The following is a 22,246-nucleotide window of genomic DNA, read 5'->3' as shown; positions in this document are numbered from 1 at the left end:
GGGGTGAAGGGCGGGCCCCTGGCCGTGCCGGTACGGATGGCCTACCCCATTGTCGGGATCCCATCCTCTCCGGATCGACATGCCAACGAATATACCAACAAATTTGTTGGCATTCCACGGAACCTTATGAAAGCTTCTGAAAGGTGGTTGCAAAGAAAAAGCCTTGCAAATCAGGCTGTTTTGACCGATTTGAAGGCTTTTGGGGACGCTTGGAAGGAGGATTTGGTGGAGGTGAACGGACTCGAACCGATGACCCCCTGCTTGCAAAGCAGGTGCTCTCCCAGCTGAGCTACACCCCCCTGAATCGGGACCCCGGAAAGCTGAACGGTGGTGGGCCTAAGTGGACTCGAACCACTGACCTCACGCTTATCAGGCGTGTGCTCTAACCATCTGAGCTATAGGCCCGTACAGCCGCTGCGAAGGCGTCATTTCTTACTGCATGGCCGGAAGCTTGTCAAGGATCCTGTCGCTAAAGGCAAGAGAAATTTGCAGTGGGGGATGAAAGGGGATTCTGCTCCTTGACACATCCCACCCCCCTCGTTCAATCTAGGCGATGCAGGTTTGGAGAGATGGCCGAGTGGCCGAAGGCGGCACCCTGCTAAGGTGTTATATCCGTAAGGGTATCGAGGGTTCGAATCCCTCTCTCTCCGCCACCCCTTCCTCACGGTCCCCGGGTTCCGGATTGCCGCTTCGAATCCCGCCGGCAGACCGGTGGGGGGGGATCCGGACGTATCGATCCGGAAGTCGTTTCATAGCGGACTCCTGCTCCGTTTCCACACTCCACCATACCGGATATGGACATCGTTGCCGCGAGGAGCCTGAGTGCATGGTAGGCCTTGAGGGAGACTTCCCTGCGAACAAGGGGTTGCCATGGCGCGGGCCGCGTCTGTTGGTGACCGCTCTCGCCCTGTTGGGCCTGCAGGGTTGCTTCGAAGAACCCACAAAACGCCGTGTGGAAGTCGCCGTCGGCCAGGAGAGCGGCAACGAACCGACGGAGGGCATCCCCCGTCTGCCGCTGGCTCCCCATGCGGAGCGCTTCCAGGCCGTGCCGACGCCGGACATGGCCGCCCGCAACAAAGGGGCCAAATTGCGGTTCCTGGTGCTGGACAAGCGCACCCTTCAGGTCAATACCATCGAAATCGGCATTTCTCAAGAAGTCGCGGCCCCCTGGGGAGGTACCCTGGAGGCAACGGCTTTCGAGCCCAGCCTGTTGATCGGTGACGGCATGGCGTTGCGGGGAAGGGAGGGCCATGTCAATCCCGCGGTCTGGGTCATCATGCGGGATCAGACCGGAGAGATGCTTCATGAAGGTTGGCTCTTTTCCCGGGACGTGAGTCAGACCGCCTGGGATCACCCACGCTTTGACATCTCCTTCATCGGCGAGGCCCTGCGCACCGGAGAGGTTCCCACGCGCACTGCACCGGGCAAACCGGAAGGCCCGCCCCCCAGCGAAGATGGCGACGAACTGCTCCCCGGCAGCAGTCGGGAGGAGCGGGCGGAATCCGCTACCGAGGTTCGCGAGGGGAACGTGGTGCTTCCCCGCGTCGGGGTCACGGTGGAGACCCTGGACGAAAAATCGCCCCCACCTGGCAAGGCCAAGCGTTGAACTGGCTGGCTCCCGGATCCGGGGATCTGCTCCTGGCCTTGAGCTGCGCTTTGGAAGGAAACCAGCGGGAAGAAGTTCCGGTCGGGGCGATTTTGCGTGATCCCTGGGGCCGCTGCCTGGCCTCCGGGGCCAATGTCAGCCGTGGCGAACACGACCCCCTGGGGCATGCCGAAGTGGCACTGTTACGACGCACGGCGACACGGGTCGGCAATTACCGACTGGGTGGGGCGCAGGTGACGGTCACCACCCAACCGTGCCCGCTCTGTGCTGCAGCGTTGACCTTGAGCCGGGTCGAAACGGTCCGTTTCCCCGGAGATTCGGAACCCGTGGAGGCCTGCGGAGTCGAATTGGCCCACTGGTGTGGGGCCTGCATGCGATTTTTCTTTGAGAATCGCCGCCAATCCTGATCTAATAGCTGGATGCCGTCGATGATGGCATGTAACGGGTACGGAGAGATGACCGAGCGGTTGAAGGTGCACGCCTGGAAAGCGTGTGTATCCTAACCGGGTACCGAGGGTTCGAATCCCTCTCTCTCCGCCATCCCCGTTGCCATTCCGCCGAAACCGTCTTGACGGCGGGGTCCAGTCCGGCTTTTCCGGTACCGCTCCTTCTCCATTCCAGATTCTCTCACCTGTTTCCCCCTTGTCTCGGCTCGGTGTTCGGGCTCGTTCACTATCCCGTCTTGTTCATAAATTTCGTCGCGAAACCGGTCAGGGCGCGTCAGCGCGCGACGCCTCGACGAGCGGAACCATGGCCGTTATCCACGGTGAGGATCGTCGAGCGAGCGCAACGCTGTCCTGGCGCGCGATCCGGGTCAGGTTGCAGCAGAAATTTATGAATGAGACGGGATTATTCGAGGTCGGTGCTTGCGGAGGCGTGTTGGCCGGATCTGGCCCTCGCGGATGGCAGTCGAAGGAAAGATGCCGGACCGTAGGAAAGGATCCCTTGCTTGTGTTGGCGAGTTCGGATATTCTGCTTTGCAAAAGAAGTCCGGGCGGATTTCAGTCACTTCCCGGCAGTGGATCATCATGGCAGGTTCATCAGGCGGTGCCCTGGCGCGATCAGGAAAACCGCATAATCGTTGCGGGCGGCGTTGATGGCCAGGCCTTGCGCGACGAAGACCCGCAAACCCCGCCAGGGCCGGAAGGCAGCAACGGTAGCGGGATCCTTCGGGTGCCGCAAGTCTCCTGGCCGGAGCCGCCCCTTCCCTCATTCTCCCTTGGGGCTCACGTTCAGTCTCATGCACTCCACCACGCTACTCTCCGTCAAACTGGCTTCTGTTGGGGCGTCGATTCCCCGAACGAGGGCTGTTTCGACAGAGGGAAGGGGTTGAGATGAGCGCCTACGTGGTCCTGGCCCGGAAGTGGCGCCCGCGCACCTTCGATACCCTGGTAGGTCAGGAACCCGTCGTGAGATCGTTGCGACACGCCCTCTCCAGCGGTCGGCTATCCCACGCTTTTCTGTTCACCGGCATCCGGGGTGTGGGCAAAACCACCCTGGCGCGCCTGCTCGCTATGTGCCTGAACTGCGAAACCGGCATTACCGATGCCCCCTGCGGGGTTTGTCCCTCCTGCAGCGAAACCCTCTCCGGTTCCAATCCGGATATTCTGGAGATCGACGCGGCATCCCGGACACGGGTGGAGCAGATGCGGGAGCTTCTGGAAACGGTTCGATACGGTGCGGTTCTCTCCCGCTTCAAGATCTATATTCTCGATGAAGTGCATATGTTGAGCCTGGCGGCCTTCAACGCGCTGTTGAAGACCCTGGAGGAGCCGCCGGCTCACGTCAAATTCATTTTTGCCACCACCGAATTGCGCAAGATTCCGGCAACCATCGTGAGTCGCTGTCAGCGCTACGACCTGCGCCGCGTTTCGCGGGAAGTGCTGCAACGTCATTTCGTCCATATTCTGGATCAGGAAGGCATCGCCTGGGAGGAACCGGCTCTTGCCGCCCTGGCTCGCGCGGCGGACGGTTCCGTTCGGGACGGACTGACCCTGTTGGACCGGGTGGCGGCTCACGGGGAAGGCGGGGTTTCTTTCGACGGGGTGCGGGAACTGCTCGGCCTGACCGATCCCCAATGCATTGAAGGCATGGCCCGGGATATCCTGTCCGGGCGCGGGGAGGTGTTGCTCCGGACCTTGCAGGAGATGTACGAAGCCGGTCAGGATCCCGAGTTGTTGTTGGGCGAGTTGCTGCAAACCTTTCATCAGGCTTCCAGGAGTTTGCTGCTGCAACGGGAGAGGCGGAGCGCGGCAGGGGTGAGCCTGGAACATCTGCAGATGGTTTACCAGGTGCTGTTGCGGGGCGTGAGCGATTTGCGCATGACGCCGGTACCCCATCAGGCCCTGGAAATGGTACTCTTGCGCGCAGCTTATTTGCGGCCCATTCCCGATTTGGACAGTTTTCTGCGCGGACATCCGGCGGTTCCCGGCGAGAGAGTGGTTAGCCGCGGAGAGGCGGAGCCTCCCGGAATCATCCGGCTGGATACCCAACGTCCGCCTCCGCCGGTGGGGGCGAAAGAAGCGGATCGACCCGCGAAGCCTTCGTTATCCGGGCCGGTCGACGTGGCCCCCGAGGTTGGGGAAGAGTCGCCTGCCGAAACCTGGCGTTCCTGGGAAGAGCTGGTGGCCGCAGCCTTCCGGGTCAATCCCACCCTGGGGCTCAAACTGAAGGAACATGTCTTTTGTGTGGATTTTCCCCTGGAATCCGATAAAAAGGCTGCCTGCCTGCGTCTGAGTTTGAAAGATGCCATCTTCGGCACGCCACGCCGGTTGGAAGAATTGGTGCGGCAATTGTTGGTGGACCTGCGGGTGAAGGACTGGCGGGTCGAGGTGAACGACCCCCCAACCGCAGCCAGACCCGAAACCCTTGGCGAAGCGGAAATGCGTCAGGAACGCGAGAGACGGGACGTAATACGGCAGAAGGTGGCCGAAAGCCCGGCCAGCGCCATGGTGGAAAAGATGTTGGGGGGATCTCTGCAGGCAGTGGAGCCCTTGTCCGATAACACCACTCGATCCGGGGGTAAGCTGTGAAAAACTTTGGAAATCTGTTGAAAGAAGCCCAAAAGATGCAGGGTCAGATGGCCAAGGTCCAGGCGGAGCTTGGCGCCATGGTGGTCACCGGCCAGGCGGGCGGCGGCATGGTGGAAGTCAAAATCAACGGTCGCAATCAGGTGGAACGGGTGCGCATCGAACCCTCCGTGGTCAATCCCGAGGAGGTGGAGATGCTGGAAGATCTGATTGCGGCGGCCTTCCACGACGCCATGCGGCAGATTCAGGAAGAGACCCAGAAACGACTGAGCAGTGTTACCGGTGGCATGAAGCTTCCCGGACTCGATCTGGGCATGTAGCGACCGATGTCCCGGGGCATGGAGGGGATACCGGGATTGCCATCCCTGGATCGGGTGGCGTTGCTGCTGTCGCGCTTTCCGGGGGTCGGTCGCAAAAGCGCCCAGCGCATGGTGCATCACCTGCTGCGCCAGGGGCGGGGGGAGATCGATACCCTGGTGTCGGCGCTGGCGACGATGGGGGAGCGGGTCCGGAGCTGTCGGATCTGCTTCAACCTGGCGGAAGAGGAACTTTGTTGGGTTTGTAACAATCCAACACGTGATGGCAAGGTCGTCTGTGTGGTCGAGGAATCGGGCGACCTGATGGCCATCGAAAGGGCAGGGATATTCCAGGGGGTCTATCACGTTCTGGGAGGTCATCTCAGCCCTTTGGAGGGTCTTGGGCCGGAGGAGTTGCATGTGCAGGCTTTGGAAGTGCGCCTGGATCGGGGAGAGATTGACGAACTGATTCTGGCCACCAACCCGACCGTTGCCGGAGAGGCAACCGCGCATTACATCGCCCACCTGGCGCAGAGTCGTGGCGTGCGCCTGACCCGTCTGGCCTATGGATTACCAATGGGGGGGGAATTGGAATACCTTGATGAATCGACGGTGTATCAGGCCTTGGCCTGGCGCCGGGAATACTGAAAAGGGAAAGTATGCAGAGAAGTACGTTCTGTTTGGTGGGACCCGGCACCTGAAGGCGGCGCAGGAACGGAATCCTTGATCGGAGTTTCCGACTGAAACCAAGGAGTTGCTTGGATGACAAAGCAGAAAAATGACGCAAACATGACGTTTCCCTTTCCTGGCATTCCCGGTACCGGCGACGGGTCCGACGCAGTCTCTTACGTAGAGACCCGGGCAACCGATGGGGCGGCTGCCTATCCCATCACCTCCTCCACGATCATGGGGCAACTCTATCAGGTTGCGGTAGCCAACGGCTTCCACAATGTGTGGGGGAAGTCACTGGCCTGGATGGAGCTGGAATCGGAACACTCCTCCGCCTCCGCCTGTGAAGGATTTGCCCTCGCCGGCGGTCGGGTGACCAACTTCACCTCCGGTCAGGGACTGATCCTGATGAAGGAGGTTCTCTATACCATTGCCGGAAAACGTCTTCCCCAGGTATTGAATGTGGGTGCCCGGGCTCTGACCTCCCAGGCGCTCAACGTCCACGCCGGTCACGATGATGTCATGGGTGTGGAAGATTGCGGTTGGGGCATCCTGTTCGCCCACAGCGTCCAGGCATCGGCGGATCTTTGCCTGATCGGCAGACGGGCCTCCGAGGCGGGCATGACCCCCTTCATGAATGTTCAGGATGGCTTTCTGGGCACGCATACCATCGAAAATCTCAACTTCCCGGAGGACGAACTGATCCGGCAGTTCCTGGGTGACCCGCGTGAGAAGATGCGGGCCATGTTCGATCCCAAGACCCCGTTGCAAATGGGTGTGGTGCAAAACCAGGACGCCTATATGCAGGGCAAGGTCGGGCAGCGCCACTTCTACGACCGGCTCCCCGGCATCATCGAAGAGTCGATGGAGGAGTATTATCGCCTGACGGGCAGACACTACCGCATGGTCGATACGATCAACATGGAAAAGGCCCAGTTCGCCATCGTGGCCATGGGTACGCTGGCGGAGACCGCATGTTCCGCCATCGATCAGGTGCGCGAGCGGCTCGGGGTCGAATTGGGAGTGGTCGTGGTAACCTGCTTCCGGCCTTTCCCCCAGAAGCAGATCGTCGAGGCCCTGAAAAATTGCCAGGCCGTGGCGGTGATCGAGCGTTGCGATATTCCCACCCTGGTGGACAATCCCTTGACCCGGGATGTGGAAGCCTCCTTGGCCAAGGCGATGATGGGGCTTCCGGGATATCCCGGAATGAGCCGCATGCCGGTGGTCTTTTCCGGAAGCGGAGGTTTGGGGTCCCGCGATGTCACCCCCGGACATGTCCTGGCGGTGGTTCGCAACATGATGGCCGGGGTGGGGAAGGGCAAGCGCTACTTCTCCCTGGGTATCGACCACGAAACCAGTCTGCCTCTCGAAGAGGAACCGGATGTGCGCCCCAAGGGCTCCTTCTCGGTGCGGGGACATTCGGTGGGTGGTTTCGGTTCGGTGACCACCAACAAGGTTATCGCCACCATGCTGGGAGACATCTTCTCCTTCAAGGTGCAGGCGGCTCCGAAGTACGGTTCCGAAAAGAAGGGACTGCCCACCAACACCTATCTGACGGTCACCCCCAAGGGCAAGATTCTGACCCACTGCGAGTTGCAGCACGTCGATTTCGTGCCCCTCATGGATCCCACGACCTGGTTCATGGGCAATCCCCTGGTCGGACTGGGGGAGGGTGGCATCATCTTCCAGCATACGGATGAAACCACGCCTCAAGGACTCTGGGAATCGCTTCCGGCTTACGCCAAGTACTTCATGGTGGAAAACCGGGTGCGCTTCTTCGGGGTTGATACCATCGCCATCGCGCGGGAAGCGTGCCTGAGTGACACCTCGTTGATTCAGCGCTTCCAGGGTGTGGTGCTTCTGGGGGTGTTCCTGAGAGTGACCCCCTTCCGGGAGAATGCCGGCATGGACGAGGCGACTCTTTTTGAAGCGGTGCGCAAGCCCCTGCAAAAGTATTTCGGCAAGCGGGGAGAGCGGGTCGTAAAGGACAATCTGGAGGCAGTCCGCCATGGTTACGACCGCGTCATGGAAGTGACCCGAGAGATCATGGTTGCCACCGCTCCCGAGGTTCTTGCCCAGGGCAAGGCCGAGTGGGATGCCAAGGGCAAGGATGTGAATGCCTTCTTTATCTAACTGAACCGGACGCGGTTTCCTGAACAGGGACGCGAATTTCGCGAAACGAATCCGGTTGGAGAGTCCGAACATGAAAGAACACGTCAAGGTTTATGCAGAAGCGACACCCCGGTGGTACGATGCCGAGAGAGCCCGGGCGGTGGTTGATGCCTATAATTCGGGGAGAGGGTCGGGGCAGCCGGCCGATGCCTTCGTGGCTTGTTCCACGGTTCCGGCCGGAACGGGCTCTTTTCGGGACTTTTCCTACATCGCCCCGGATCTTCCCGAATACATCTCCGAGAATTGCGTGGCCTGCATGGAGTGTGTGCAGAACTGCCCGGATTCGGCCATCTGGGGCAAGGTGCTTCCCCAACCGGTTGCCGAAGAGCATCTGGCGGGCATGCCGGAAAGGGATCAGGATCTCCTGAAAACCCAGATGGTGCGCACCACCAAGTTTTGGGGGACCTACGAGAAGAAGAAGGAAAAAGGGGAGGGACCGGGAGGTGCTCTGTTCGGCATCTTCATCGACCCCACCAAATGCAAGGGTTGCGGGGAGTGCGTGGTGGCTTGTGGGGACAACAACGCCCTCAAGATGATCAAGAAGACCCGCGACAACCTGCCGAACTACTTCGCCTGCTGGGATTTCTACAAACGGACTCCCAATACGCCCGAGGAGTACATCAATCCCCGCCTCAAGGTGGATATCATGCTGCGGGGCGATGCCAACCAGTATGTCGGAGGGGCCGGGTCCTGCATGGGCTGTGGCGAGGCCTCGGTGATCCGGCAGTTGTTGGCCATGACCCATGAGAAGTGCGGTTCCAACTATGGCATCGTGGCGGCGACGGGATGCAATACGGTTTATGGCTCGACCTACCCCTACAATCCCTATCGGGTGCCGTGGGTCAACTCCCTTTTCGAAAACGCGCCGACCGTGGCCATGGGTATTCGCGCCCACTGGGATCAAACGGACCGCGAAAACTACCAGTTGTGGGCCTTCGGTGGGGACGGGGCCATGCTTGACATTGGATTCCAGGCTTTGTCACGCATGTTGACCTCCGGGATGAATATCAAGGTACTGGTTATGGACACCCAGGTCTACTCCAATACGGGGGGTCAAGCATCGACGGCCACCTTCATTGGTCAGGATGCCAAGATGTCCATCCACGGCACCGCCATGGCCGGAAAACTGGAGCGACGCAAGGAGATTGCCAACATTGCCCTGATGCATCCGCGGGTGTTCGTGGCCCAAACGGTCGGCCCCATGATCAGCCATTTCTACAAGGCGGTGGAGCAGGCCCTTGAGTTTCAGGGACCGGCTCTGATCAATGTTTATACCACCTGCCAGCCGGAGCATCAGGTGGCGGACGACGTCTCCTGCCGGCAAGCCATGTTGGCCGTGGAATCCCGGGCTTTTCCGGTGTTTATCTACAATCCCGATGCCGGCAGAACCCTGGCCTCCCGCCTTTCGCTGCAGGGGAATCCTTCCGTCAAGCGGGACTGGCATTTCCGTAAGACCAAGGAAGGGGAGGACAAGGTTGACTTCCTGGCCTTCGCGCGTTCCGAAGGGCGGTTTCAAAAACATTTCAGCAAAGATGGGCAGCCCAGTGCCGTGTTGTTGCGTTCCCAGGAAGATCGGCTGGATAACTGGCGATTGCTGCAGGAGTTGGCCGGGGTGGAAAACCTGGATGTCAAAGCCATGCAGGAAGCTGGTCGCGGATGAGGTGCCTGGAAGAGGCTGCGGTTTTCGGACCGCAGCCTCAAGGCGCTAACCGTGTTGGGCGTCAATAAGCCTTTGGAGGAATTAGGAGGCGTGTTTCAATGATTGAAGACCTGCGTCAGGAAATACGGAATCAGCTCACCCGACCACGCAGCATGAAAACCTCCGCCATCAGTAAAATGGCGGGTTATTTGAATCTGGACAATCCCCTGGATGGCTTCACCACCCAATGTCTGGCCCGCCTGGAAGATTACGAGATCGAATTCATGTTCGCGGGCATGTTCACCCCGGCGATTTCGGATCGGGAGGCCTGTGAGCGCTTCATGCCGCTGGAGGGCATTCTGGTTGAATTCCGTCTGGATTTGTTGCACCAGATGGTTCGGGAACGGATCTTTTGCCCCGTTTATCTGGGGCGCGAGACGGCGCGGCTGGTGATCCCGGAAGTCGTTCTGGCGCGTTACCTTCGGCTGCTGAATCTGGAAGCGCCGGTTACACCGGAAATCAATGAGTTGATTCTGGCGGTCGTGCCGCCGGGGGGGCATCAGCGGGCGCGTTGCACGGCGAGAAGACGTGCCTGGAGGGATGTCAAATCCAAGGCGATTCTGGAAGGGTGCCTGCGCATCATGGGGGAGAAGCACTCTTTCAGCCATGAGAAGTTGGATTTTCTTTCCGACTTCATGCGCACCTACCGGCCTGAGCATCTGAAGAATCTTGTCGGGCAATTGCATCATCTGGTTGAATCCTATCATGAAGAACCCGAACATCCGGTGTTTAATCAGGAGTTGGAGGACTACCAGGCAGCCAATATTCGGGCAAAATCGTGTGGAGAAGCGATGCGTAATTATCGGGTCTCCAATGCGCAGTCACTGCTTAAAGATTTGGAAGACTGCGTCTGAAGTTTAGGTTGTGGCCTTCCATGCCTTCTATCTGTTTGTTTCTGGTGAGTTGATCAGGAAATACATAGGCTGATGGCTTGATTTCATCTCTTAGGTCTCCTTTCGAAACCTCGCAGTCGAAGTCCCCGGCTGCGAGGTTTTTCGTCTGCGGATGCAGAAGCGCTCTTGCCTTATGCGCCCTTATTATTTTTAATGCACTCGCCTGAGTAGAGCGCGGCCATCATTTTCAGAAATAGACCCGGGAAGACTGCCGGAAAGGTTCTGCCTTCGCAGGCGGGGACATACAGGCCATGAGCAACCAAGGGAGTCGGATCACGCTGATCTACGACGGAGAAACCTTCCGGGTTTCCGAAGGACGTACCGTGCTGGTGGCTTTGGAAGAGGCCGGGCTCTCCTTCATCCGGGGTGTGGGTTGTCGTGGAGGGGTTTGCGGGGCGTGCGGCATCCTCTATCGCCTGAGAGGCGAGCCGGAACTCCACTCGGCGCTGATGTGCCAGGAAATGGTCAAGGATGGCATGGAAATCATGCCGTTGCCCTATTTTCCGCAGAAGAAAATGGGCCATGAAGTCGTTCCCGGTGAGAATGAGTCTCCCGCCTACCTGGTGGTGAACCTCTATCCTGAAGTCAATCATTGCATCATGTGCGGGGAGTGTACCCGCCTGTGCCCCATGGGCATCGATGTCATGGGCTATGTCGGCATGATCAAACGCGGCGACTTGCACGGAGCGGGGCGCGAGTCGTTTGTCTGCGTGCAGTGTCAGGTTTGTGCCTTGCGTTGCCCGTCCCGTATCTCCCAGCCCAATGTGGCCCTGGCGGCAAGACGTCTGCACGGTCGTTGGGAAGTGCCGAGGGCCGACCATTTGAGTCGGGCTATCGAGCGTCTGGAGCGGCCGGAACTCAATCGGGTCTTTCGCCGTTTGCAACATATGGATCCGGCGGACCTGCAGATGTTGTATCAGCGTCGGGAACGCGAGCCTGACGATGCGCCACCCGGTACCTGGTTGCCGGAAGACCGCAGTCTGTTGATCTAGGGGATGGGAATGCGGGCCAGCTTTGCAAAAATGCCGGACGCCTTGCGAGAGTCCATTCGGCAGGTTGAAAAGACCCGGGATGCCCGTTTGGCTCGGTTGCGTCGGGGAGAAACCTTTCCATCGCTGACCCTGGCGGATCGTAAAGCCTGGCTGGAGGAGTTTCATCCCGATTTTTCGCCGGACGGCAAACGAAAACTCCGTGCCGGGGCTTCGAAGGGACAGGAGGTTCCGGTCGAGTTGGCCAACTGCCTGGAATCGTGGCCTCGCAAATCGGTTCTCGACCGGGTGGGAGCCCCGTTGGAGGCGGATTACGCCGCCGATGTGGTGATACTCGGCGGAGGCGGCGCCGGTACGGCGGCGGCCATCGCTGCCGCCGAGGCGGGGGCCAGCGTGCTGATGCTGACCAAATTGCGCCACGGCGACTCCAATACGGTCATGGCGGAGGGGGGCATTCAGGTTGCGGACCAGGAGTGCGACTCGCCGGTACAACACTATCTGGACATCTTGGGGGGTGGGCACTTTTCCAACAATCCGGCGCTGGTGGAGGTGCTGGTTCGGGAGGGCCCCCGGGTGCTGCGCTGGCTGGAAGAGCTGGGCATGCTCTTCGACAAGTATCCCACGGGCCGTATGATCGTGCGTCACGGCGGGGGAACTTCCCGCAAACGCTTGCATGCGGCGGGCGATGTGACCGGTTTGGAGATGATGCGGGTCATTCGGGACAAAGCGGAAAGCTATCCTGGCATCCGGGTACTGGAGTTCACGGCGGCGGTCGAGTTGCTGACGGACGAAAACGGTCGCACGGTCGGTGTCCTGGGGGAACAGTTGCTCAAGGCCTCCCGCTCCCTGGTGGTAAAAGCCAAGGCCGTGGTCATGGCAACCGGGGGATTCGGGCGGCTGCATCTGCAGGGCTTTCCCACCTCCAACCATTACGGGGCCACGGCGGACGGTTTGGTGATGGCCTACCGCGCCGGTTTGCCTCTGCGGGATTTGCAGTATTGTCAATACCATCCCACGGGAATCGCCTTTCCGGAAGAGAAGGCCGGGCTGCTGCTGACCGAGAAATTCCGGGGTTTGGGGGCTCCGTTCCTGAATCGTCACGGGGATGAATTCGTCTACTCCCTGGAGCCGCGCGATGTAACAACGGCGGCCATCATCCGGGAGTGTGTCGAATTCCAGAATGGCGTCAAAACGCCGGGGGGGGGCGTCGGGGTTTGGCTGGACATTCCCCTGATCGATCTGTTGCATGGACGCGGCACCATCGAAAAAGAATTTCCCGGTCGATTCCAGGAATTTTCCCGCAAGGGCATCGATATTCGTGAAGTTCCCCTCCTGGCCTATCCCACACTGCACTATCAGAACGGGGGGGTGGTGATCGATGTGGATGGGCGCACCGACATGCCGGGTCTGTTTGCCGCCGGTGAGGTGACGGGAGGGGTGCATGGGCGCAACCGGTTGATGGGAAACGCCCTGCTGGAAATCCTCGTCTTCGGCAAAAAGGCGGGCGGGGCGGCGGCGGAGATGGCCCGGAACAACGGCTGGGGTGGCGCTCCCGGGCTTGGGCATCTGGAGCCGTTTCTGGAGGTGCTGGAGAGTGAAGGGGTTTCCCGTAGCGTCACGGGGCCGGTGTTGCTGCCGAAGTACCCCCTTGCGGAGACGAAAGAAAAAAGGAAGGATCCTTTCGGACCCACCCCACGGCGACGTGGTTCGGGAGGGAATTGAGCCGGTCGCTCCTTTCGAGGTGAAGATGAAGGGAAGATTCGTGGAAACGGTTCAGGTATAGTTGCGACACGCGGTGTTTCCTTTTGAGATGTGGTCAAGCCACTCGGGGTTGGAGGAGTCATGAATATTCACGAATATCAAGCCAAGGAGATCCTGGCCCGTTACGGCGTAGCGGTGCCTCGGGGACGGGTCGCCTACTCGCCGGCCGAGGCGGAAGCTATCGCCCGGGAGCTGGGTGGCGATGTCTTCGTCGTCAAGGCTCAGATTCATGCCGGTGGTCGGGGCAAGGGGGGTGGTGTCAAGGTGGCCAAGTCCGTGGCGGAAGTGCGGGAGCGGGCCAAGGAGATCCTGGGCATGACCCTGGTGACCAAACAGACCGGCCCGCAGGGCAAGGTGGTGCGCCGTATCTATGTGGAAGAGGGCTGCAACATTGCCCGTGAGCTTTATCTCGGCATGGTGGTGGATCGGGGAACCGGGCGCATCACCATGATGGCTTCGACCGAAGGTGGCATGGAAATCGAGGAGGTCGCCGCCCGCACTCCGGAAAAGATCCTGAAAGTGGCCATCGACCCGGCGGTGGGTTTCCAGGGTTTCCAGGCGCGGCAACTGGCCTTCGGTTTGGGGCTGGAAGGCAAACAGGTCGGCAAGGCGGTCAAGTTCATGACCGGCCTCTACAATGCCTTCGAAAGCTGTGACGGCTCTCTGGCCGAGATCAATCCACTTGTGGTGACCAAAGAAGGCGAAGTCATGGCGTTGGATGCCAAGATGAACTTCGACAGCAACGCCCTCTTCCGCCACAAGGATATCGAGGAGCTGCGGGATTTCGACGAAGAGAATCCCAAGGAAGTGGAGGCCTCCAAGTACGATCTCAACTACATCGCCCTGGATGGCTCCATCGGCTGTATGGTCAATGGGGCTGGGCTTGCCATGGCCACCATGGACATCATCAAGCTCAAGGGGGGCAGCCCGGCCAACTTCCTGGATGTGGGCGGTGGTGCGACGACCGACCGGGTTACGGCGGCCTTCAAGATCATTCTCTCCGATCCCAACGTCAAGGCGGTTCTGGTCAACATCTTCGGCGGCATCATGCGTTGTGATGTCATTGCCGAGGGTGTCGTGGCCGCCGCCAGGGATGTTGCCCTGAAGGTGCCCCTGGTGGTTCGCCTGGAAGGGACCAATGTCAAGCAGGGCAAGGAGATTCTGGCCGCCTCCGGGCTGCCGATCATCTCTGCCGACGATTTGAACGAGGCCGCTGAGAAAGTGGTCGCCGCCATCAAGGGGAATTGATCCATGGCTATCCTGGTCGATAAGGAGACGCGGGTTATCTGTCAGGGTTTCACCGGGGCCAACGGCACGTTTCATTCCGAACAGGCCATCGCTTACGGAACCCGTATGGTGGGAGGGGTGACTCCCGGCAAGGGAGGCACCACCCATCTGGGTCTGCCGGTGTTCCACACGGTGCATGACGCCGTGAAGGAGACCGGGGCCGAGGCATCGGTCATTTACGTTCCGGCGGCCTTCGCCGCCGATGCCATCATGGAAGCCGCAGACGCCGGCATTCGGCTGGTGGTCTGCATCACCGAGGGCATTCCGGTTCTGGATATGGTGCGGGTGAAGCGCTTCCTCTCCGATAAATCCAAGACCCGTCTGGTGGGGCCGAACTGCCCCGGAGTGATCACTCCGGGAGCCTGCAAGATCGGAATCATGCCTGGTCACATCCATCTTCCGGGTCGTGTGGGCGTCGTTTCCCGCTCAGGCACCCTCACCTACGAAGCGGTTGCCCAGACCACCGCCGTCAGGCTGGGACAAAGCACCTGCGTCGGGCTGGGTGGCGATCCCATCAACGGCACCAACTTCATCGACTGCCTCGCCATGTTCGAGAAGGATCCGCAGACGGAAGCGGTGATCATGATCGGTGAAATCGGCGGAACCGCCGAGGAGGAGGCGGCGGCCTACATCAAGGCCCATGTAACCAAACCGGTGGTCGGTTTCATCGCCGGAGCCACGGCTCCCAAGGGCAAGCGCATGGGTCACGCGGGCGCCATCATTTCGGGGGGCAAGGGCACGGCTGAGGAAAAATTCGCCGCGCTGGAAGCGGCGGGTGTCCACATCGCCCGTTCTCCGGCGGATATCGGCATCACGGTGAAGAAGGCTTTGGGGGGCTGATGCTCACCCGGTTTGCTTCTCGCGACTGACTACAAAGAATGACAGAACAAAAAGGGGTAATGGCATGACCAAGAATGACCTTATCATCCGGGTAGCGGGTGAGGGCGGGGAGGGGATCATTTCCACCGGCGATTTCATCGCCGCCGCCTGCGCCAGGGCGGGCATGGAAGTCTACACTTTCAAGACCTTTCCGGCGGAGATCAAGGGCGGATACGCCATGTATCAGGTGCGTACCAGTCCGGAGCGGGTTTACAATCAAGGGGACACCTTTGATGTCTTCTGCGCCTTCAATGGCGAAGCCTACGAGATGAACAAGCATCTCCTCACCCCCGGAACGGCTTTCGTCTACGACTATCCGGGCGGCGATTTCGAACCGGATGCCATTCCCGAAGGGGTTCATGCCTACCCCATCCCCATGTCCCAGACCGCCAAGGAGATGAAGTCCTACCGCTCCAAGAACATGGTGGCCATCGGGGCGCTTTCGGTGCTGTTCAACATCAGCGAGGCCACCATCAAGGAGGTCTTGACCAAAAAGTTCAAGAAGAAGGGTGAAGAGATTCTCAATCTGAATCTTGAGGCCTTCGAGCGGGGCAAGGCCCTGGGATTGGCGGCCAAGAAGACCGACCCCTGGCGGGTGGAGGATCCGCGTCCCGCCAAGGACGTGATCGTCATCTCCGGCAACGATGCGGTCGGGTTGGGGGCCATTCTGGGCGGGCTGCAGTTTTTTGCGGCCTACCCCATCACCCCGGCCACGGAAGTGGCCAAGTATGTGGCGACCCATATTCCCAAAACGGCCGGTACGCTGGTTCAGGCGGAAGACGAGATTGCCTCCATTTCCCAGGTGGTGGGTGCTTCCTATGCCGGCAAGAAGTCCATGACCTCCACCTCCGGTCCGGGTCTGGCCCTGATGAGCGAGATGCTTGGCATGGCCTACATGAGCGAGATTCCCGTGTTGGTGGTGGATGTTCAGCGCGGTGGTCCCTCCACGGGCATGCCCACCAAGCATGAGCAGTCGGACCTGTTCCTGGCTATTCATGGCGCTCACGGCGATGCTCCCCGCATCGTCCTCTCGGTCGAGGACGTGAAGGACTGCATCGACATGACGGTGGATGCCCTGAATCTGGCGGAGAAGTATCAAACGGCCGTCCTCCTGCTTTCCGACGGCTCCCTGGCCTTCTCCACCCAGACGGTTCCGGCACCCAAGCCGGAGAGCTACACCATCATCAACCGCAAACGTTGGGATGGAGAGGGCACGTTCAAGCGCTATTCCATCACCGACGACGGTATTTCCGCGATCACCGATCCGGGTACGCCCAACGGCATGTATGTCGCAGCCAGCCTGGAACACGGTGAAACGGGAGCGCCGAACACCTCTCCGGCCAATCGGTCGGCTCAGATGAAGAAGCGCTTCAACAAGATCAACAACGTGGTCAACGATTGCAAGCCTACGGAAGTCGATGGTGAGGGCGAGGCGGATCTGGGCATCATCACCTGGGGCAGCACCATCGGTGTCGCTCGGGAAGCCATCTCCCGTCTGCGGGCGGAAGGCTACAAGGTGAAGGGCTTCTACCCCAAACTGCTGTGGCCCATGCCGGTGGCTCAATATGAAGCCTTTGCAGCCACCTGCAAAAAGATCCTGGTTCCGGAAGTCAATTTCCAGGGGCAATTGTCCCACTTCATCCGCTCCGAAACCTCCATAAAACCGATTCCGTTCACCATTTGCGAGGGACTGCCCTTCACCCCCGCCCAGATGGTCGAGAAAGCCAAAGAGGTGTTGAAATGAGCTCCGCTGCCCTCCATCAAGTCGAGTTGAAGCCGAAGGATTACAAGTCCGAGGTGTCGGTGGTCTGGTGTCCCGGTTGTGGTCACCACGGCATTCTCAACGGGATTTACCGGGCCTTGTCGGAAGTGGGCGTCGATCCGTCCAAGTTGATGGCCATCTCCGGTATCGGCTGCTCCTCCCGCACCCCCTACTTCATGCAGTCCTATAAAATGCACACGCTGCATGGTAGGGCTGGCGCCGTGGCCACCGGAGCCCAACTGGCACGTCCGGACCTGGAGGTTCTGGTGACCGGTGGCGACGGGGACGGATTTGCCATCGGTGGGGGCCATATGCCTCACATGGCGCGCAAAAACGTCAATATGACCTATGTGCTGTATGACAACAGCATATATGGATTGACCAAGGGGCAGTACTCCCCAACATCTCCTCCGGAATTGAAAGCGTATACCACGCCATATGGCGGTCCGGACGATCCCATGGATCCCATTCTGTACATGTTGACCTACGGGGCGACTTATGTGGCCCAGGCCTTTGCCGGCAAGCCGCAACTGTGTGCCGAGTTGATCAAGGGAGCCATGGAACACAAGGGCTTCTCCTACGTCAACATCTTCTCCCAGTGCCCCTCCTTCAACCCGATCTGCACCATTCAGTACTATCGCGACCTGGTGGAGGAGATTCCGGCGGGTCACGATACCAAGGATTTGGGCAAGGCGATGGAACTGGCACGCCGTCCCAATGGCAAGGCTCCCATCGGTCTGCTTTATCAGGTCGAGCGCCCGACGCTGGATGAGCGGGTGGCGGAGTTCGTGACTCGGGTCGGCGGTAGCCCCGATTACGATCTCAATAAGATCATCAATCTTTCCCGTCCCTGATTCGCAAGCTTTGCGCTCCTGGAGGCCGGGTTGTCGGCTTCCAGGAGCTTTTTATTTGTCGAGCCGTGGCGTTGGGTGACGCCCTCAACCAAGTGGCGGAATTCGCTGAACATTTTGAGCATTAACAGTTTATTCTTTTAAAAGGTAAAAAAAGAAAATGTTCTGTCTTTTGACGTTCGGGTCGCAATTCATTTAAATTTCAAAATATTATTTTTGAAGTTTTTAGTGATTGACTGAAATGATAGGTCGAAGTGGAGGGTTTGGTCGTATGTAAGGTGGTGTGGGATATTTCCGCTGCGCCGTGGTGGGAAAATCATTGCGCTGGCAAGTCGGCTCATTTACTTTTCATCCACGGACGGGTTACGGTTCGGAGACGATTGCCGACGGCGGACGTTGCGGTTTACGGCCTTTGTTCCCTCGCGAGGTATATGTGAAACGAATCTCCAGCCGGGAGTCCCTTTTGGAGGCCCTTGGCAAGCCCGCGACATTACGCAATGCCGATTTGACCTTCATGGACCTTTCGGGTGTCGATTTTTCGGGAATGGATCTGACCGGCGCCAATCTGTCCGGCAGTGTGGTGCGTCGTGGTCTTTTCCTGGAATCCAGAATGTCCTCTCTGTATGTTCAGGATTCCGAGTTGTCGGCATGCGATTTCTCCCGCGCTCACCTGGAAGGGGCCTTTTTCCAGAGAGTGAAGATGGCTGGCTGCCGGTTTGTCGACGTTATCGGCTCCGGGGCCAGTCTGTTGTTGAGTGATCTGCGGGAGGCTCACTTCGAGCGCGGGGAGTGGCGAGCTACCCAGATGCTGGAAAGCGACTTCTCCGGAGCGGTATTCCGGGAGACCGCACTGACCACTGCGGTCTGGCGCGATTCCAACCTGACGGACACCCGCTTTGTCGGCTGCGACCTGTCCGGGGGAGATTTTCGCAAGACCGGCTTGATATCGGCCCATTTTGAAGATGTCAAGACGGAGGGGGTCATGTACTATGGCCGTTCTCCGTGGGATGGGGTGGTGCTTTCCGACATCGACTGGAGCAAAAAACTGGTTACCTTTGACGGCGAGTAGGCGATGCCAGACCCTGCTGAGGTGGATGGCGACGGGTTGAGACGCCGGCTGGCCTTCCAGGCCAGTCGCCGCTCCATGGCGGAAATGGAACAGGTGCTGTCCCGGTTCATGGCGGTGGAGCGGGAAAAACTGGATGCAAAACAGTGTAGCCGCCTGTTGCGGGTGCTGGAACATCCCGATGCGGACTTGCTGGACTGGTTGACGGGGATCCGCCAGGTTCCGGGGGATCTGGATGTGGAGGCCCTTTTCTGGCTGGAGGGTTACCGCGAAGAGCGGATGAGGTCGGTTCAAGGAAAATCGGAAATTGCGTTGGAGGGTTGACAGATGAAATTGATATTCATGGGGCCTCCCGGAGCAGGCAAGGGAACCCAGGCACGACGTATTGCCGAGCGTTACGGAATCGTGCAGCTTTCGACCGGCGATATGCTGCGTGCGGCCGTGAAGGCGGGCTCGGAAGTCGGCTTGAAGGCCAAGGCGGCCATGGAGAGTGGCGGTTTGGTGCCGGACTCCGTGGTGGTTGGCATCATCGCCGATCGCACCAAGGAAGCGGATTGCCAGAAGGGCTTTCTGTTGGACGGTTTCCCCCGTACCGTGCCCCAGGCCGAAGCCCTGGACAGCATGCTTTCGGAGCGGCAGCAGAAGATTGATTGCGTCATCGACATTCGGGCCGACGACGAAGCCTTGGTGAATCGGATCACCGGGCGTTGGACCTGTTCTCAGTGTGGCGAGGGCTATCACACCCAGTTCAAGGCTCCGGCCAAGGCCGGGGTATGCGACAAGTGCGGCGGAACGTTGACCCAGCGGGCCGACGATACCGAAGCCACGGTGCGCAACCGGTTGCATGTGTACCACAACCAGACCGCGCCTCTTTTGGATTACTATCGGAAGGGTGGCAATTTCCGTAGCGTTGATGGCATGCAGGACATGGAAAAGGTCTATGAGGAGCTGTGTGCCATTTTGGGCTAGTATTGCGTCAGGAAAGATCTCAGGAATCGTGATCACGCAGTTCAGACGGACAGGGGAGACGAAAGGATGGTAACTTATTCAAGCGGAGGGCTGAACTTCGCCATTTTGGCGGGTTTGGCGGCGGTGGGATACGCCTTCTGGAGCCGAAAGTGGATCTTGGGTCTGAGTCCGGGCACAGAAAGAATGCAAGAGATTGCCGGGGCCATTGAAGAGGGTGCCCAGGCCTACATGAAGCGGCAATACACCACCATTGGTTACGTCGGCACCATTCTGTTCGTCCTTTTGGCTATGGCCAACGGCATCACCACCGCTTTTGGCTTTGCAGTCGGTGCGCTTCTTTCCGCAGCGGCGGGTTTCTTTGGCATGAGCATCTCCGTCAAGGCGAACGTGCGCACCGCCGAAGCCGCCAGGGGTGGACTGAATGCCGCTTTGCAGGTGGCCTTCCGGGGTGGCGCCATCACCGGCATGCTGGTGGTCGGACTGGGCCTGTTGGGTGTGGCCCTGTTCATGGCCATGTTGCTGCCGGGCAGCGGTTCCAAGGTGGATCTCTCCACTTCCGAAATCCTCAAACCTCTGGTGGGTTTGGCCTTCGGTGGTTCGTTGATCTCCATCTTCGCCCGTCTTGGTGGTGGAATTTTCACCAAGGGTGCCGATGTGGGCGCTGATCTGGTGGGTAAAGTGGAAGCCGGTATTCCGGAAGATGATCCGCGCAACCCGGCCGTGATCGCCGACAACGTGGGCGACAACGTGGGCGACTGCGCCGGTATGGCTGCCGACCTCTTCGAAACCTACGCCGTTACCGTTGTGGCTGCCATTATCCTGGGCGCTTTGATAATGCCCTTCTTCGGCAATGCCCTGATCTATCCTCTGGCCCTGGGTGGCATCTCCATCATCTCCTCCATCGTTGGCGTCTACTTCGTCAAGGGTGAGGAGGGTGGCAAGATCATGAACGCCCTCTATCGGGGCTTGATCGTTTCCGGCGCCATCTCGGCCATTCTGTTCTACCCCGTCACCAACTGGCTGATGAAGGGTGAAGGCGTTCCCTACACCGTCAATGCCATCTATGGTTGTGCCTTGATCGGTTTGGTTCTCACCGCCGCCATGGTGGTGATCACCGAGTATTACACCGCCACCGAATACAAGCCGGTGCGCGATATCGCCAAGGCTTCCGAAACCGGCCATGGCACCAATGTCATTGCCGGCCTCGGCGTTTCCATGAAGGCCACTGCCGCCCCCGTGCTGGCTGTTTGTCTGGCCATTCTGGGCGCTCATGAGTTGGCCGGGCTTTACGGCATTGCCGTGGCGGCCACCTCCATGCTTTCCATGACGGGCATCATCGTGGCACTGGATGCCTACGGCCCCATCACCGACAATGCCGGTGGCATCGCGGAAATGGCCGAGTTGCCCCCGGAGATCCGCAACATCACCGATCCTCTCGACGCGGTGGGCAACACCACCAAGGCCGTGACCAAAGGCTATGCCATCGGGTCCGCCGGTCTGGCCGCTCTGGTCCTCTTCGCGGACTATACCCACGGTCTGCCTGCGGGCTTCACGTTTGATCTGTCCCATCATGAGGTGATTGTCGGTCTCTTCATCGGTGGCATGCTGCCCTATCTCTTCGCGGCCATGGGTATGGAAGCGGTGGGTCGGGCTGCAGGTGCCGTGGTTGTGGAAGTGCGCCGTCAGTTCCGCGAGATTCCCGGCATCATGGAGCACAAAGCGCGTCCCGACTACTCCAAAGCCGTGGACATGTTGACCAAGGCAGCCATCAAGGAGATGGTCGTACCCTCCCTGCTGCCGGTTCTGGCCCCGATTCTGGTTGGTTTCACCTTGGGCCCCAAGGCCCTGGGTGGCGTGCTGATGGGCACCATCATCACCGGTATCTTCGTGGCCATCTCCATGACCACGGGTGGTGGTGCATGGGATAATGCCAAGAAGTACATTGAGGACGGCCATCACGGTGGCAAGGGTTCCGAGGCTCACAAGGCGGCGGTCACCGGCGACACGGTGGGCGACCCCTACAAGGACACCGCCGGTCCTGCCGTGAACCCCATGATCAAGATCACCAACATCGTGGCCTTGTTGATCGTGGCTCTGATCATCTGACAATCGGTCTGAACTCTCCCGTCGGACCTTGTATGGGCGAAGGTCCGACGGGGGCAGCCCAAGAATGTCGCACAAAAAAACGGACTCCCTGCGGAGTCCGTTTTTTTGTGGTATTTCTCGAGGGGGTGGAAGCGGGTAACCTCGGTTAGCGGAAGAGATCATTCCGTTTCTGTTTCATTTTTGCATTATTGCAGGGGTCTGGGGACCATCAT

18 protein-coding genes, 4 tRNA genes and 1 other RNA gene are annotated in these 22,246 nt (G+C 59.4%); 21 read left to right on the top strand and 2 right to left on the bottom strand.

Annotation, left to right across the window (positions count from 1 at the left end; genetic code table 11):
• Positions 1-223 precede the first annotated feature (223 nt).
• Both HQL56_01345 and HQL56_01340 read right to left on the bottom strand, forming a co-directional pair.
• A tRNA-Ala gene (locus HQL56_01345) sits at positions 224-299 on the bottom strand.
• A 29-nt stretch (positions 300-328) separates the two neighbouring features.
• Positions 329-405 (bottom strand) — tRNA-Ile (locus HQL56_01340).
• Positions 406-563: 158 nt separating this feature from the next.
• On the opposite strand from HQL56_01340, the gene HQL56_01335 reads away from it, so the two are divergent.
• The 21 genes from HQL56_01335 to HQL56_01235 all read left to right on the top strand — a co-directional run bounded on the left by HQL56_01335 (position 564) and on the right by HQL56_01235 (position 22,034).
• Positions 564-653 (top strand) — tRNA-Ser (locus tag HQL56_01335).
• A 173-nt stretch (positions 654-826) separates the two neighbouring features.
• A complete protein-coding gene (locus tag HQL56_01330) occupies positions 827-1,606 on the top strand; it encodes a hypothetical protein (protein MBF0308156.1) in 780 nt (259 codons plus the stop codon).
• On the top strand, positions 1,603-2,013 hold the full coding sequence (locus HQL56_01325; GenBank protein ID MBF0308155.1) for a nucleoside deaminase: 411 nt from the start codon (positions 1,603-1,605) through the stop codon (positions 2,011-2,013). The genes HQL56_01330 and HQL56_01325 overlap by 4 nt, the downstream gene beginning before the upstream one ends.
• 42 nt (positions 2,014-2,055) lie before the next feature.
• Positions 2,056-2,146 (top strand) — tRNA-Ser (locus HQL56_01320).
• 558 nt (positions 2,147-2,704) lie between these two features.
• An RNA gene (gene ffs, locus HQL56_01315) (signal recognition particle sRNA small type) lies at positions 2,705-2,802 on the top strand.
• Between the two features lie 138 nt (positions 2,803-2,940).
• Complete coding sequence (dnaX, locus tag HQL56_01310; protein MBF0308154.1) at positions 2,941-4,638, top strand: DNA polymerase III subunit gamma/tau; 1,698 nt, start codon at positions 2,941-2,943, stop codon at positions 4,636-4,638.
• A complete protein-coding gene (locus tag HQL56_01305) occupies positions 4,635-4,955 on the top strand; it encodes a YbaB/EbfC family nucleoid-associated protein (GenBank protein ID MBF0308153.1) in 321 nt (106 codons plus the stop codon). The genes dnaX and HQL56_01305 overlap by 4 nt, the downstream gene beginning before the upstream one ends.
• A gap of 18 nt (positions 4,956-4,973) precedes the next feature.
• Positions 4,974-5,579: a recombination protein RecR gene (recR, locus tag HQL56_01300; protein MBF0308152.1), complete on the top strand. Its 606-nt coding sequence runs from the start codon at positions 4,974-4,976 to the stop codon at positions 5,577-5,579.
• A gap of 141 nt (positions 5,580-5,720) precedes the next feature.
• The gene (locus tag HQL56_01295; protein MBF0308151.1) at positions 5,721-7,733 is read left to right on the top strand and encodes a 2-oxoacid:acceptor oxidoreductase family protein; all 2,013 of its coding nucleotides are present in this window, start codon (positions 5,721-5,723) and stop codon (positions 7,731-7,733) included.
• A 70-nt stretch (positions 7,734-7,803) separates the two neighbouring features.
• The gene (locus HQL56_01290; protein MBF0308150.1) at positions 7,804-9,432 is read left to right on the top strand and encodes a thiamine pyrophosphate-binding protein; all 1,629 of its coding nucleotides are present in this window, start codon (positions 7,804-7,806) and stop codon (positions 9,430-9,432) included.
• A gap of 98 nt (positions 9,433-9,530) precedes the next feature.
• Complete coding sequence (locus HQL56_01285) at positions 9,531-10,325, top strand: hypothetical protein (GenBank protein MBF0308149.1); 795 nt, start codon at positions 9,531-9,533, stop codon at positions 10,323-10,325.
• Between the two features lie 290 nt (positions 10,326-10,615).
• A complete protein-coding gene (locus HQL56_01280; protein ID MBF0308148.1) occupies positions 10,616-11,356 on the top strand; it encodes a 2Fe-2S iron-sulfur cluster binding domain-containing protein in 741 nt (246 codons plus the stop codon).
• 30 nt (positions 11,357-11,386) lie between these two features.
• On the top strand, positions 11,387-13,075 hold the full coding sequence (locus HQL56_01275; GenBank protein ID MBF0308147.1) for an FAD-binding protein: 1,689 nt from the start codon (positions 11,387-11,389) through the stop codon (positions 13,073-13,075).
• Between the two features lie 120 nt (positions 13,076-13,195).
• Positions 13,196-14,362: an ADP-forming succinate--CoA ligase subunit beta gene (sucC, locus tag HQL56_01270; protein MBF0308146.1), complete on the top strand. Its 1,167-nt coding sequence runs from the start codon at positions 13,196-13,198 to the stop codon at positions 14,360-14,362.
• 3 nt (positions 14,363-14,365) lie between these two features.
• Positions 14,366-15,241 (top strand): succinate--CoA ligase subunit alpha, encoded by an 876-nt coding sequence (gene sucD, locus HQL56_01265; protein ID MBF0308145.1) that lies wholly within the window; start codon positions 14,366-14,368, stop codon positions 15,239-15,241.
• 64 nt (positions 15,242-15,305) lie between these two features.
• Positions 15,306-17,024, top strand: a complete 1,719-nt coding sequence (locus HQL56_01260) for a 2-oxoacid:acceptor oxidoreductase subunit alpha (GenBank protein MBF0308144.1) — start codon at positions 15,306-15,308, stop codon at positions 17,022-17,024.
• Positions 17,021-17,896 carry a 2-oxoacid:ferredoxin oxidoreductase subunit beta gene (locus HQL56_01255; GenBank protein ID MBF0308143.1) on the top strand — a complete coding sequence of 292 codons (876 nt, stop codon included), beginning with the start codon at positions 17,021-17,023 and terminating at the stop codon, positions 17,894-17,896. Before HQL56_01260 ends, HQL56_01255 begins: the two co-directional genes overlap by 4 nt.
• A 430-nt stretch (positions 17,897-18,326) precedes the next feature.
• Positions 18,327-18,962 (top strand): pentapeptide repeat-containing protein, encoded by a 636-nt coding sequence (locus HQL56_01250; protein ID MBF0308142.1) that lies wholly within the window; start codon positions 18,327-18,329, stop codon positions 18,960-18,962.
• 3 nt (positions 18,963-18,965) lie between these two features.
• Entirely contained in the window at positions 18,966-19,283 is a 318-nt protein-coding gene (locus HQL56_01245) for a succinate dehydrogenase assembly factor 2 (GenBank protein MBF0308141.1), read from the top strand.
• A 3-nt stretch (positions 19,284-19,286) separates the two neighbouring features.
• Positions 19,287-19,928: an adenylate kinase gene (locus HQL56_01240; protein MBF0308140.1), complete on the top strand. Its 642-nt coding sequence runs from the start codon at positions 19,287-19,289 to the stop codon at positions 19,926-19,928.
• A 66-nt stretch (positions 19,929-19,994) separates the two neighbouring features.
• Positions 19,995-22,034 (top strand): sodium-translocating pyrophosphatase, encoded by a 2,040-nt coding sequence (locus tag HQL56_01235; protein MBF0308139.1) that lies wholly within the window; start codon positions 19,995-19,997, stop codon positions 22,032-22,034.
• The last annotated feature ends 212 nt before the right edge of the window (positions 22,035-22,246 follow it).

It is taken from the genome of Magnetococcales bacterium (assembly GCA_015231925.1).
Classification (GTDB): Bacteria; Pseudomonadota; Magnetococcia; order Magnetococcales; family JADGAQ01; genus JADGAQ01.
The sequence above is the reverse complement of the archived record's forward strand: the minus strand, read 5'-3'. Positions and strand labels throughout refer to the sequence as shown.

What these genes read in the sequence shown, in the direction of transcription:
- HQL56_01330 (MBF0308156.1), top strand. Translation starts at nt 827, where the DNA reads ATGGTAGGCCTTGAGGGAGACTTCCCTGCGAACAAGGGGTTGCCATGG.
- dnaX (MBF0308154.1), top strand. Translation starts at nt 2,941, where the DNA reads ATGAGCGCCTACGTGGTCCTGGCCCGGAAGTGGCGCCCGCGCACCTTC.
- recR (MBF0308152.1), top strand. Translation starts at nt 4,974, where the DNA reads ATGGAGGGGATACCGGGATTGCCATCCCTGGATCGGGTGGCGTTGCTG.
- HQL56_01295 (MBF0308151.1), top strand. Translation starts at nt 5,721, where the DNA reads ATGACGTTTCCCTTTCCTGGCATTCCCGGTACCGGCGACGGGTCCGAC.
- HQL56_01290 (MBF0308150.1), top strand. Translation starts at nt 7,804, where the DNA reads ATGAAAGAACACGTCAAGGTTTATGCAGAAGCGACACCCCGGTGGTAC.
- HQL56_01285 (MBF0308149.1), top strand. Translation starts at nt 9,531, where the DNA reads ATGATTGAAGACCTGCGTCAGGAAATACGGAATCAGCTCACCCGACCA.
- HQL56_01280 (MBF0308148.1), top strand. Translation starts at nt 10,616, where the DNA reads ATGAGCAACCAAGGGAGTCGGATCACGCTGATCTACGACGGAGAAACC.
- HQL56_01275 (MBF0308147.1), top strand. Translation starts at nt 11,387, where the DNA reads ATGCCGGACGCCTTGCGAGAGTCCATTCGGCAGGTTGAAAAGACCCGG.
- sucC (MBF0308146.1), top strand. Translation starts at nt 13,196, where the DNA reads ATGAATATTCACGAATATCAAGCCAAGGAGATCCTGGCCCGTTACGGC.
- sucD (MBF0308145.1), top strand. Translation starts at nt 14,366, where the DNA reads ATGGCTATCCTGGTCGATAAGGAGACGCGGGTTATCTGTCAGGGTTTC.
- HQL56_01260 (MBF0308144.1), top strand. Translation starts at nt 15,306, where the DNA reads ATGACCAAGAATGACCTTATCATCCGGGTAGCGGGTGAGGGCGGGGAG.
- HQL56_01255 (MBF0308143.1), top strand. Translation starts at nt 17,021, where the DNA reads ATGAGCTCCGCTGCCCTCCATCAAGTCGAGTTGAAGCCGAAGGATTAC.
- HQL56_01245 (MBF0308141.1), top strand. Translation starts at nt 18,966, where the DNA reads ATGCCAGACCCTGCTGAGGTGGATGGCGACGGGTTGAGACGCCGGCTG.
- HQL56_01240 (MBF0308140.1), top strand. Translation starts at nt 19,287, where the DNA reads ATGAAATTGATATTCATGGGGCCTCCCGGAGCAGGCAAGGGAACCCAG.
- HQL56_01235 (MBF0308139.1), top strand. Translation starts at nt 19,995, where the DNA reads ATGGTAACTTATTCAAGCGGAGGGCTGAACTTCGCCATTTTGGCGGGT.